At 59.0% G+C, this 11,838-nt stretch carries 13 protein-coding genes; all 13 read left to right on the forward strand.

Annotation, left to right across the window (positions count from 1 at the left end):
• Positions 1–77 precede the first annotated feature (77 nt).
• The 13 genes from pabC to F3I15_RS07800 all read left to right on the forward strand — a co-directional run bounded on the left by pabC (position 78) and on the right by F3I15_RS07800 (position 11,803).
• Positions 78–890, forward strand: a complete 813-nt coding sequence (pabC, locus tag F3I15_RS07740; protein ID WP_150017335.1) for an aminodeoxychorismate lyase — start codon at positions 78–80, stop codon at positions 888–890.
• The gene (gene mltG, locus F3I15_RS07745) at positions 887–1,906 is read left to right on the forward strand and encodes an endolytic transglycosylase MltG (RefSeq protein WP_150017336.1); all 1,020 of its coding nucleotides are present in this window, start codon (positions 887–889) and stop codon (positions 1,904–1,906) included. The genes pabC and mltG overlap by 4 nt, the downstream gene beginning before the upstream one ends.
• The gene (gene tmk, locus F3I15_RS07750; RefSeq protein ID WP_150017337.1) at positions 1,896–2,531 is read left to right on the forward strand and encodes a dTMP kinase; all 636 of its coding nucleotides are present in this window, start codon (positions 1,896–1,898) and stop codon (positions 2,529–2,531) included. Before mltG ends, tmk begins: the two co-directional genes overlap by 11 nt.
• Positions 2,528–3,520, forward strand: coding sequence for a DNA polymerase III subunit delta' (gene holB, locus F3I15_RS07755; RefSeq protein WP_150017338.1), 993 nt, complete (start codon positions 2,528–2,530; stop codon positions 3,518–3,520). The genes tmk and holB overlap by 4 nt, the downstream gene beginning before the upstream one ends.
• Before the next feature lie 15 nt (positions 3,521–3,535).
• Complete coding sequence (locus F3I15_RS07760; protein ID WP_150017339.1) at positions 3,536–4,327, forward strand: metal-dependent hydrolase; 792 nt, start codon at positions 3,536–3,538, stop codon at positions 4,325–4,327.
• A 280-nt stretch (positions 4,328–4,607) separates the two neighbouring features.
• Positions 4,608–6,041, forward strand: a complete 1,434-nt coding sequence (gene ptsG / locus F3I15_RS07765) for a PTS glucose transporter subunit IIBC (protein WP_150017340.1) — start codon at positions 4,608–4,610, stop codon at positions 6,039–6,041.
• A gap of 179 nt (positions 6,042–6,220) precedes the next feature.
• Positions 6,221–6,571 carry a purine nucleoside phosphoramidase gene (gene hinT, locus F3I15_RS07770; RefSeq protein WP_039383861.1) on the forward strand — a complete coding sequence of 117 codons (351 nt, stop codon included), beginning with the start codon at positions 6,221–6,223 and terminating at the stop codon, positions 6,569–6,571.
• 17 nt (positions 6,572–6,588) lie between these two features.
• Positions 6,589–6,954, forward strand: coding sequence for a YcfL family protein (locus F3I15_RS07775; protein ID WP_039383863.1), 366 nt, complete (start codon positions 6,589–6,591; stop codon positions 6,952–6,954).
• 10 nt (positions 6,955–6,964) lie between these two features.
• Positions 6,965–7,564, forward strand: coding sequence for a penicillin-binding protein activator LpoB (gene lpoB / locus F3I15_RS07780; protein ID WP_150017341.1), 600 nt, complete (start codon positions 6,965–6,967; stop codon positions 7,562–7,564).
• The gene (gene thiK / locus F3I15_RS07785) at positions 7,545–8,366 is read left to right on the forward strand and encodes a thiamine kinase (protein ID WP_150017342.1); all 822 of its coding nucleotides are present in this window, start codon (positions 7,545–7,547) and stop codon (positions 8,364–8,366) included. The genes lpoB and thiK overlap by 20 nt, the downstream gene beginning before the upstream one ends.
• Positions 8,367–8,381: 15 nt before the next feature.
• On the forward strand, positions 8,382–9,422 hold the full coding sequence (nagZ, locus tag F3I15_RS07790) for a beta-N-acetylhexosaminidase (protein ID WP_150017343.1): 1,041 nt from the start codon (positions 8,382–8,384) through the stop codon (positions 9,420–9,422).
• Positions 9,423–9,665: 243 nt separating this feature from the next.
• The gene (locus F3I15_RS07795) at positions 9,666–10,970 is read left to right on the forward strand and encodes an NAD(P)/FAD-dependent oxidoreductase (protein ID WP_150017344.1); all 1,305 of its coding nucleotides are present in this window, start codon (positions 9,666–9,668) and stop codon (positions 10,968–10,970) included.
• A 290-nt stretch (positions 10,971–11,260) separates the two neighbouring features.
• Positions 11,261–11,803 (forward strand): glycine zipper 2TM domain-containing protein, encoded by a 543-nt coding sequence (locus F3I15_RS07800; RefSeq protein WP_039383872.1) that lies wholly within the window; start codon positions 11,261–11,263, stop codon positions 11,801–11,803.
• The last annotated feature ends 35 nt before the right edge of the window (positions 11,804–11,838 follow it).

Here is an 11,838-nt window from a genome sequence, read left to right on the forward strand (position 1 = left end):
TTTTTTCTGATCTGCTCTTCAGCACAACTGGCCGGGCAGGTGAGATCATTTCAGGGCTGAGGGCCTGAGGAGCCGCGGTGTGGATTAACGGTATCCCGCAAACAATGCTGCCGGCCAGCGATCGCGCTGTCCAGTTTGGCGACGGCTGTTTTACCACGGCCGCCGTGCGTAACGGCCGCGTCGTGATGGCTGAAGCGCATCTGCAGCGCCTGGAGCAGGGGTGCAGGCAGCTTCTGCTGCCGCTGCCCGACCTGACGCTGCTGGCGGATGAAATGCGTTGCATTGCGCAGGGTCACGAGCGGGCAGTGATGAAGATCATCCTGACGCCGGGAGCTGGCGGACGCGGCTACAGCCGGCGCGGCTGTCAGGACCCGGTGCGCATCCTCTCGCTCTCCCCCTGGCCGCACCATTACGCCGCGCTGCAGCAGCAGGGGGTGAGGCTGATTACCAGTCCGGTGCCGCTGGCGCGCAATCCGCTGCTGGCGGGCATCAAACATCTCAACCGGCTGGAGCAGGTGATGATTCGCCACCACCTTGATGAAACGGAGGCTGATGAGGCGCTGGTACTGGACACCGCGGGATGCGTGGTAGAATGCTGCGCTGCCAATCTCTTCTGGCGCCGCGGCAACCAGATTTTTACGCCTCACCTTGACCAGGCGGGCGTAAACGGCATTATGCGCCGTTTTCTGATGGCGCAGCTGGCGGCCAGCGGCCAGGCTTGTCAGGAAATCAGCGCGCCGCGCGAAAGCGTACTCGGCGCAGATGAAGTCGTGATCTGTAATGCACTGATGCCGGTGCTGCCGGTGCGGCAAATCGATAACATTATTTTCAGTGAACGCACGCTGTACCAGCAACTTTTTACCTGTTGCCAGAAAATGGACGTAACATGAGTCGAATCAAAAAAATAATTGCGGGCGCGGCAGTCATCGCTGCCGCCGCTGCCGCGTTTAGCTACTGGCAGACAGAGCGCCTGGCAGACACGCCGCTGACCATTCACCAGGAAACGCTCTATACGCTGCCAGCCGGGAGCGGACGCGTTGTGCTGGAAGCGCAGCTGGAGAGCCAGCATATTATTCCGCGTAGCATCTGGTTTGGGCCGCTGCTCAGGCTGCAGCCGGAGCTGGCAGAGTTTAAAGCGGGCACCTACCGGCTGGAACAGGGCATGACCGTGCGTCAGCTGCTGCAGCTGCTGGCCAGCGGTAAAGAGGCGCAGTTTCCGCTCCGTTTTATCGAGGGTTCACGCCTCAGTGAGTGGCTGAGCGAGCTGCGTAAAGCGCCTTATCTGAAGCATACGCTGGCGGACGACAGCTTTGCCAGCGTAGCGGCGGCGCTGAAGCTGGACGCGGCGCAGCTTGAAGGCAGCTTCTATCCCGACACCTATCTCTATACTGCTAATACCACGGACGTCGCGGTGCTGACCCGGGCACATATCCGCATGAACAAGCTGGTTGATGAGGTCTGGCAGACGCGCATGGCGAATCTGCCCTACAAAGCGCCGCGGGATCTGGTGACGATGGCGTCAATCATCGAGAAAGAGACCGGCGTGAGCGAGGAGCGCGCGCGGGTAGCATCGGTATTTATCAATCGACTGCGTACCGGAATGAAGCTCCAGACCGATCCCACCGTTATCTACGGGATGGGTGAGCGCTATAACGGCACGCTGACGCGCAGCGATCTCGACACGCCGACCGCCTATAATACCTACAGCATCAGCGGCCTGCCGCCGGGACCGATTGCGATGCCCGGACGCGCCTCGCTGGAAGCCGCTGCACATCCGGAAAAAAGCAGCTATCTCTATTTTGTTGCGGATGGCAAGGGCGGGCATACCTTTACCACCAACCTTGCCAGCCATAACCGGGCGGTACAGGCTTATCGTCAGGCGCTGAAGGAAAAAAATGAAGAGTAAGTTTATTGTCATTGAGGGGCTGGAAGGCGCCGGCAAAACCACCGCGCGTGAGGCGGTGGTGGAAGTTTTGCAGCAGCACGGTATCCATGACATCGTCTTTACCCGCGAGCCGGGCGGTACGCCGCTGGCGGAACAGCTGCGGGTGCTGGTAAAGCAGGGTATTGAAGGCGAACGGGTTACCGACAAAGCGGAGCTGCTGATGCTCTACGCCGCCCGGGTGCAGCTGGTGGAGAACGTGATCAAACCGGCGCTGGCGCGTGGTGCATGGGTGGTAGGCGATCGTCACGATCTCTCTTCGCAGGCGTACCAGGGCGGCGGCCGTGAGATGGATGCCGCGCTGATGACCACGCTGCGTGATGCGGTGCTGTGCGATTTCCGCCCCGATCTCACGCTTTATCTCGATGTGACGCCGGAAATCGGACTGCAGCGCGCCCGCGCGCGCGGCGCGCTGGACCGCATTGAGCAGGAGTCGCTGCGCTTTTTCGAGCGGACCCGCGCGCGCTATCTGGCGCTGGCGCAGGCGGACGCCAGCATCGTCACTGTTGATGCAACGCAGGCTATCGATGAGGTGACAACGTCACTCAAGGCGGCCCTGCATCGCTGGCTGGCCGGGCAGCGCCCATGAACTGGTATCCGTGGCTGAACCAGCCCTACCGGCAGATTATTGCCCGTCACCAGGAGGGCGCAGCGCATCATGCGCTGCTGCTGCAGGCAGCTGAAGGGATGGGGGATGATGCGCTGGTATGGGGCGTTAGCCGCTGGCTGATGTGTCAGCGGCGGGAAGGCGCTAAAAGCTGCGGCACGTGCCACGGCTGTGAACTGATGCAGGCGCATACGCATCCGGACTGGTATCGGCTGGAAGCAGAAAAAGGAAAGGCGTCGCTGGGCGTGGATGCCGTGCGCGACGTCACGGAAAAACTCTATCATTTTGCGCAGCAGGGCGGTGCGAAAGTGGTCTGGCTGCCGGACGCCGCGCAGCTGACGGAAGCGGCTGCCAATGCGCTGCTGAAAACGCTGGAGGAGCCACCGGCAAACTGCTGGTTTTTTCTCAGCGTGCGTGAGTCCTCCCGGTTGCTGGCTACGCTGCGCAGCCGCTGTCTCAGCTGGCCACTGATCCCGCCGGAGGAGTCGCAGAGCCTCGCCTGGCTGGGCCGTGAAGTAACACAGCCGGAAGCGGCGCGGCGCGCTGCGCTGCGTCTGAGCGGCGGTGCGCCCGGCGCAGCGCTGGCGCTGCTGCAGCCCGCGCGCTGGCAGACGCGTCAGACGCTGTGCGATACGCTGATCGCGGCGCTGAATGATGACATTCTGCAGCTGCTGCCTGCGCTGAACAGTGATGACGTGGCCGATCGCCTCAGCTGGCTTATCTCGCTGCTGGTGGACGCCATGAAAATGCAGCAGGGTGCTGCGGCGTGGCTGAGCAATGGTGACCGGCCTGATGTCGTGACCGCGCTGGCCCGGCAGCTGAACAGCAATGCCCTGAACAGCAGCGCACAGCAGTGGCTCGCCTGTAGTGAGCAGCTGCTGCACGTGGCATCGCTTAACCGCGAACTTATTCTGACCGACCGGCTGCTGGCGTGGAGCCGTTTACTGGCACCGCCTGTCATCAGCCCGTAATTACCTGAGAAAATTATGTTTATCGTTGATTCCCATTGCCACCTTGATGGCCTTGACTACGAAAGTCAGCACCGCGACCTGGATGACGTTATCGCCAAAGCCGCCGCGCGCGACGTTAAATTTATGCTGGCAATTGCCACCACGCTGCCGGATTACTATCGCATCAAAGCGCTGGTTGGCGAGCGGCAGAATATTGCGCTGGCCTGCGGCGTTCACCCGCTGAACCAGGAGGAACCCTGGGATGTGGCGGAGTTTCGCCGCCTGGCAGCGGAAGAGCAGGTGGTAGCGCTGGGTGAAACCGGCCTCGACTACTTCTATCAGCAGGAGACCAAAGCGCAGCAGCAGGCCGCCTTCCGCGAACATATTCGCACCGGTATTGCGCTGAATAAGCCGATTATCGTACATACCCGGGACGCCCGTGACGATACGCTGGCGATCCTGCGTGAAGAGCAGGTCGAAAAGTGCGGCGGCGTGCTGCACTGTTTTACCGAAGATCGCGCAACCGCAGCAAAACTTCTGGATCTCGGCTTTTATATCTCCTTCTCCGGGATTCTGACGTTCCGCAATGCGGAGCAGATCCGCGATGCCGCGCGCTTTGTGCCACTGGATCGGATGCTGGTAGAGACAGATTCTCCCTATCTCGCGCCGGTGCCGCATCGCGGTAAAGAGAACCAGCCTGCATTTACCCGCGACGTGGCCGATTATATGGCGGTGCTGAAAGGGGTGGATATTGAAACCCTGGCCGCGACCACCACGCAGAATTTCTCCCGCCTGTTTCACATCCCCATGGCGCGTCTGGGTGTCTGACCTTTATTTCAAACGCTGTAATTAATCCGTAATGAACTGCCTGCGTCAGGTTATTCCCGACGCAGGCAGTGTTTTATTGCGCTATTATCCGGCAGGTCAGTCAGAAAGTGCTGAAAGCTGACGGCTCTCATTGAGGAAACGTGATAGCCGTCAAAGTAACGCGCCCCCATTTATTTTACTCTTCGTAATAAATCAAAAGACGCTCAGCGTCATCCGGCTGCGGAACCTCCCCCGCTGCCACGCGCATCGCGCAACTATGCACTCATACTCAGGAGCTTCTATGTTCAAGAACGCATTTGCGAACCTGCAAAAAGTAGGTAAATCGCTGATGTTGCCGGTATCGGTTCTGCCGATTGCCGGTATTTTGCTAGGTGTTGGTTCTGCAAATTTCAGCTGGCTGCCGGCCGTGGTCTCCCACGTCATGGCCGAGGCGGGCGGGTCAGTGTTCGCCAATATGCCGCTGATTTTTGCGATCGGTGTGGCGCTGGGCTTTACCAATAACGACGGCGTATCAGCGCTGGCGGCAGTTGTCGCTTACGGCATTATGGTTAAAACGCTGGCGGTCGTGGCGCCGCTGGTGCTGCATCTGCCTGCGGCAGAGATTGAAGCGAAACATCTGGCGGACACCGGCGTACTGGGCGGGATCATTGCCGGTGCGATCGCTGCCTATATGTTTAACCGCTTTTACCGTATCAAGCTGCCGGAGTACCTTGGCTTCTTCGCCGGTAAACGCTTTGTTCCGATCATTTCTGGCCTGACCGCTATCTTTACCGGTATTGTGCTCTCATTTATCTGGCCACCGGTGGGTACGGCAATTCAGGACTTCTCCCAGTGGGCTGCGTATCAGAACCCGGTTGTCGCTTTCGGCATCTACGGCGTGATTGAGCGTGCGCTGGTGCCGTTTGGCCTGCATCATATCTGGAACGTTCCTTTCCAGATGCAGATTGGTGAGTTCACCAATGCGGCCGGCCAGGTATTCCACGGTGATATTCCGCGTTACATGGCGGGAGACCCGACTGCCGGTAAACTCTCAGGCGGCTTCCTGTTTAAAATGTATGGTCTGCCAGCTGCTGCTATTGCTATCTGGCATTCGGCGAAGCCTGAGAACCGCGCCAAAGTTGGCGGCATCATGATCTCTGCCGCCCTGACCTCGTTCCTGACCGGTATTACCGAACCGATTGAGTTCTCTTTCATGTTCGTGGCACCGATCCTCTACGTGATCCACGCGATTCTGGCAGGTCTGGCGTTCCCTATCTGTATCCTGCTGGGTATGCGTGACGGTACCAGCTTCTCGCACGGCCTGATCGATTTTATCGTCCTGAGCGGTAACAGCAGCAAAATCTGGCTGTTCCCGATTGTCGGTATCATCTACGGCCTGGTTTACTACACCGTTTTCCGCGTGCTGATTGCAAAACTGAATCTGAAAACGCCGGGCCGTGAAGATACCGCGATTGAGCAGAGCAGCGCCACCGGCAGCGAAATGGCGGGCAAGCTGGTCAGCGCCTTTGGCGGCAAAGAGAACATCACCAATCTGGATGCCTGTATTACCCGTCTGCGCGTCAGCGTGGCCGATGTGGCAAAAGTTGATCAGGCTGAGCTGAAAAACCTGGGCGCCCGCGGCGTGGTGGTTGCTGGTTCCGGTGTGCAGGCTATCTTTGGCACCAAATCAGATAACCTGAAAACGGAAATGGATGATTACATCCGCAGCATGTAACGCCTTTGCAGCAGGATTGTGCACCGTGGCTAAAAACCCCCTCCCGCGAGGGGGTTTTTGTTTGTCAGCGCGCCGCTGTAAAAGCAGCCAGTCAGTGAAGAAAAGCCGGGAGAAGGTTGAAAGAAGCGGATTTTCTCGCGCATACTGCCAGACTGACTCAGGTAAAAAGGAACCGCACCATGGCTGAAGAGACTATTTTCAGTAAAATCATTCGCCGTGAAATTCCGGCCGATATTATTTACCAGGATGAACTGGTCACCGCCTTTCGTGATATTGCACCCAAAGCGCCCACTCACGTGCTGATTATCCCTAATGTCCTGATCCCCACGACCAATGACGTTAAGCCTGCGCATGAACATGCGCTCGGGCGGATGATCACCGTGGCGGCAAAAATTGCCCGCGATGAAGGCATTGCTGAAGATGGCTACCGCCTGATCATGAACTGTAATCGCCACGGCGGTCAGGAGGTCTATCATATACACATGCACCTGGTGGGTGGTGAACCCCTGGGCCCGATGCTTGCTTATTAACCTCAGGCGGACCTGATATGCGTCGATGGCTGAGCGGCCTGCTATTATTGACTCTGGCAGGCTGCAGTAGTGATAAACCGATGATCAATACTTCACAATCGCTGGTGATGGAGTCATCCGTGCTGTCAGCGGGGATCATTACTGACGAGCCCCAGCTTACCAGCCGCGACGGTCAGCTGCAGGCGGCCAGCACGCTGCAGAATCTGCGTGAAGCGCCTGTTACGGTTCATTATCGTTTCTACTGGTATGACGATAAAGGACTGGAAATTGAGCCGCAGGAGCCGGCACAGACGCAAACTGTTCCCGCACACGGCAGCGTGATGGTGGCTTCGCAAATGGGCAATCTCACCGCCAGCAAAGTGCGGCTTTATCTTTATCTCTAAGGAGTAACCCGTGATCCGCAGTGTTCAACGTTCTGGCGCGCTACTGTTTGCGCTGATGCTTACCGGCTGTGTGGTAAAACAGCAGACGCCGGCACCGGTCGAACCGACGCAGCCGACGACTCCGGTTCAGCCGGAACCGCAGCCGGAGCCGCAACCCGTACCGCCGCCGCAAAATGTGCCGCAGCCGCCCAAGCTGAAAACCATAAACTGGAGCGCCAGCGTCTCGCCGCTGGTGGCCAATATGGTGCAGTCTGCCGGGGTGAATCCGGGCAGCGTACTGCTGGTCGATCGCCTTAAAAACAGCACTAACGGCGCGCTGCAGACCGAAAAAGCCACCGGTGCCATTCAGAGCGCGCTGGCGAACAACGGCAAATTTACTCTGGTGTCTGATGACCAGCTGAATCAGGCGCGCCAGACGCTGGGCCTCTCACCAGAAGATAGTCTGAATTCGCGCAGCAAAGCGATCGGCCTGGCGCGCATCGTAAACGCGCAATATGTGCTTTATAGCAATGCGAAAGGCGAGGTGAAGTCACCCACGCTGCAGATGCAGCTAATGCTGGTGCAGACCGGCGAAATCATCTGGTCAGGTAATGGTGCAACACAACCCTGATCCCGCACTGGTTGACCTGGTGCAGCAACAGTGGCCGACGGCATCTGCCGCCGGCTATTTTTTCGCGCTGCCGGGTCTGAGCGGCAACAGTTTTCAGATTGCCGGCGAGCAGGAGACGCTGCTGGCCCGGCGCACGCCTCCGCAGCCCATTCCTTTTGTTAACCGGCAGCGCGAATACCGTATTTTGCGCCAGCTGCGCAATGCCGGTCTGGGGCCGAAGCCGCTCAGCTGGCGCTCTCCCTGGCTGCTGCAGCGCTGGCTGCCGGGTGAGGCGCTGACGCCTGCCGCCTTTGACGCACAGCGCAGCGCAATAGTGGCGCTGGTCAGTACGCTGCACCGGCAGCCGCTGACCGGCTATCCGTTGCGGCTGCTGCCGCTGCTGCAGCTCTACTGGCAGCGCTGCCGTCAGCGGCACTGGCGCTGGCTGGCGCGGCTGCAGCGGCTGCAGCGACAGGGGGAGCCGCGCCCGCTGCGCCTTGCGCCGCTGCATATGGATGTTCATCCAGGCAATGTGATCGCGACGCCAGCCGGGCTGAGGCTGATTGACTGGGAGTATGCGGCCGATGGCGACGTGGCGCTGGAGCTGGCTGCTATCTGCGCATGGGCGCCGACGCAGGCAGCGGCGTGGACGGAAGAGTATGCCGCACGGACGCACATGGATGCGACCGTGCTGGCGCGTCAGATCGCGCGCTGGCAGCCGTGGCTGCAGCTGCTGATGGCGAGCTGGTATCAGCTGCGCGCCGAGCAGAGCGGCGAGGCGACTTTACAGCAGCTGGCGCAGACCAGCTGGCAGGATATTTAATTCAGGAACCGAGTTATGACAATCAATGCACCCGGCCCGCTGATGCTGGACGTGGCGGGCTACACGCTGGACGCAGAAGAGCGCGAGATATTGCAGCACCCGCTGGTGGGCGGACTTATTCTGTTTACGCGCAACTTTCATGACGTTGCTCAGCTCCGCGAGCTGGTGCGTCAGATCCGCGCCGCTTCCCGTAACCGGCTGGTGGTGGCGGTGGATCAGGAAGGCGGACGCGTGCAGCGTTTCCGTGAAGGCTTCACGCAGCTGCCGGCAATGCAGTCCTTTGCTGCCCTGCACGATTTGGCTGCGGCAGGCGATCTGGCGCAGCAGGCGGGCTGGCAGATGGCGGCGGAGATCACCGGGCTCGATATCGATATCAGCTTTGCGCCGGTGCTTGATATCGGCCACATCAGCGCCGCAATCGGCGATCGGGCGTTTCATGCCGATCCGGCTATTGCGCTGCAGATCGCGCGGCGCTTTATTAACGGCATGCGCGAAGCCGGTATGAAAACCACCGGTAAACACTTTCCTGGCCACGGCGCGGTCAGCGCGGATTCGCATAAAGAAACACCGCGCGATACGCGCGATGCCGCCACGCTGCGCCAGCACGACATGGCTATTTTTCAGCAGCTCATCAGTGAACAGCTGCTGAATGCGGTAATGCCGGCCCACGTTATCTACAGCCAGGTTGATCCGCTGCCCGCCAGCGGCTCGCCTTACTGGCTGCAGCAGGTGCTGCGTCAGGAGCTCGCCTTTGACGGCGTGATCTTCTCCGACGATCTCTCAATGGAGGGCGCCGCCGTGATGGGCAGCTACGCCGAACGGGCGCAGCAGTCGCTGGATGCCGGTTGCGATATGATTCTGGTCTGCAACCAGCGGGCGGGCGCCATCAGCGTGCTGGATAATCTGCAGGCGGGTCCGGCAGAACGCATTACGCGGCTCTGGCATCGCGGGCAGCATACGCTGGATGAGCTGCAGAGCAGCGCGCGCTGGCGGCAGAATCAGCGTCAGCTCAGCGATCTGCAGGCGCGCTGGCTGGCGCATACTGCACAGCAGTAAGCGTTGTGAAGCGCCGCATTCCCTATATGAATGCGGCGTTTGTCGTGTGATGCTATTCACAAAACGTGTAACATTCTGATAATCCCCGCGAAAGATTGATCTGCATCAATTTCCTTATGATCTGGTTAGACCGGCGTGATATTCTGCCCTCAGCGTGCGATTAAACATCGCCAACCCTATGTTTATTAAGGTTTTATTTAACCGTTAATTAACTTTTGGTTTACAACTTTGAGGGGGTCTGCATTGACTACAACCGTGGAAAAGATCGTCATAATTGGCGGAGGCGCCGGTGGCCTGGAGCTGGCAACGCAGCTGGGGCATAAGCTGGGGCGCAGCAAAAAAGCGGAGATTATTCTGGTTGACCGCAACCATAGTCATCTCTGGAAACCGCTGCTGCATGAGGTGGCGACCGGCTCTATGGATGAGGGCATTGACGCGCTGAGCTATCTGGCTCACGCCCGCAACCACGGCTTTCAGTTTCAGCTGGGTTCGCTGACGCAGATCCATCGCGATCGCAAAACCATTGAGCTGGCGGAAATCCGCGACGCTCAGGGCGAGATTCTGGTGCCGCAGCGTGAGCTGGCGTGGGACCGTCTGGTGGTGGCGCTGGGCAGTACTTCCAATGATTTCGGCACCCCGGGCGTCAAAGATCACTGCATCTTCCTCGACAATCCGCATCAGGCGCGTCGTTTCCATAATGAGATGCTGAATCAGTTTCTGCGCTTTTCTGCCAGCGAAGGCGAGCTGCAGAAGGTCAATATCGCCATTGTTGGCGGCGGCGCCACTGGCGTGGAGCTCTCTGCTGAGCTTTACAATGCGGTGAAGCAGTTGCACAGCTACGGCTACAAAGGTCTCGACAGCAGCGCGCTCAACGTCACGCTGGTGGAAGCGGGTGAACGCATCCTGCCTGCGCTGCCACCGCGCATCTCTGCGGCGGCCCATCAGGAGCTGACCAAACTGGGCGTGCGCGTTCTGACGCAGACCATGGTGACCAGCGCCGATGCGAAAGGGCTTAACACCAAAGAGGGTGAGTATATTGCTGCCGATCTGATGGTGTGGGCAGCAGGCATCAAAGCGCCTGACTTTATGAAAGAGATTGGCGGTCTGGAGACCAACCGTATTAACCAGCTGGTGGTTAAAGAGACGCTGCAGACCACGCGCGATGAAAATATCTACGCGCTCGGCGACTGCGCCTCCTGTGCGCTGCCTGGTGGTGGCTTTGTACCGCCGCGCGCGCAGTCGGCGCATCAGATGGCGTCACGGGTGCTGGATAACATTCTCGCACAGCGTAAAGGCAAGCCGCTGAAAGCGTACGTCTATAAAGATCACGGCTCACTGGTCTCGCTGTCGCGCTTTACCACCGTAGGCAGCCTGATGGGTAACCTGATGCGCGGCTCAATGATGGTGGAAGGGCGCATTGCGCGCTTTGTCTATATCTCTCTGTATCGTATGCACCAGATTGCGCTCCACGGATACTTCAAGACCGGACTGATGATGCTGGTTGGCAGTCTGAACCGCGTACTGCGTCCGCGACTTAAACTGCACTAATCAATAGCGGGCGACATAATGTCGCCCGCTCCTGTTTCTCCCGCAATAAGCTGCTGATAATCATCAGTTCACCGCAACATTACCTGCCCCAAACCCGCGGCTCGGAACTCTCCTAAAAGCTGGCCCTGCTGCGCTTACGCCGCGTTTCTTCCATTAATCTGATGTTGCAATTCCGGACCATCTGCAAAACTTATCTTCAGGAACACGGCGCGGCGCGCACGCCGGTTATGCCTCCGCTACAAGCCTGTAGCGACGGGAATGCGCGGTAACACTGTCAGGAGGATATTCCTGTGAATAAATCAATGCTTGCGGGTATCGGAATCGGTGTAGCAGCAGCGCTGGGCGTGGCGGCGGTCGCCAGCATGAACGTGTTTGATCGCGGTCCGCAATTTGCTCAGGTGCTGTCAGCCACCCCGATTAAAGAGAGTATCAAACAGCCGCGTCAGGAGTGCCGTAACGTTACGCTGACGCACCGTCGTCCGGTACAGGATGAGAACCGCATTGCCGGTTCGGTGCTGGGTGCCGTCGCGGGCGGCGTGCTGGGTCATCAGTTCGGCGGCGGTCGCGGTCGCGATGTGGCTACCGTAGCGGGTGCACTGGCCGGCGGCTACGGCGGTAATCAGGTGCAGGGCGCTCTGCAGGAGCGGGACACCTACACCACCAGCGAACAGCGCTGCAGAACGGTATACAGTAAACAGGAAAAGATGCTGGGTTATGATGTGACCTATAAAATAGGCGACCAGCAGGGCAAAATCCGCATGGAGAATGACCCTGGCACCCGCATCCCGCTTGACCGCAATGGTCAGCTCATCCTGAATTCGAATCAGGCCTGATTGGGCAAAGCTATTTCACAGCAAACCAGATAAAA

The sequence above is a fragment of the Pantoea sp. M_9 genome, from assembly GCF_008631385.1.
In the GTDB taxonomy this organism is placed as follows: domain Bacteria; phylum Pseudomonadota; class Gammaproteobacteria; order Enterobacterales; family Enterobacteriaceae; genus Pantoea; species Pantoea eucrina.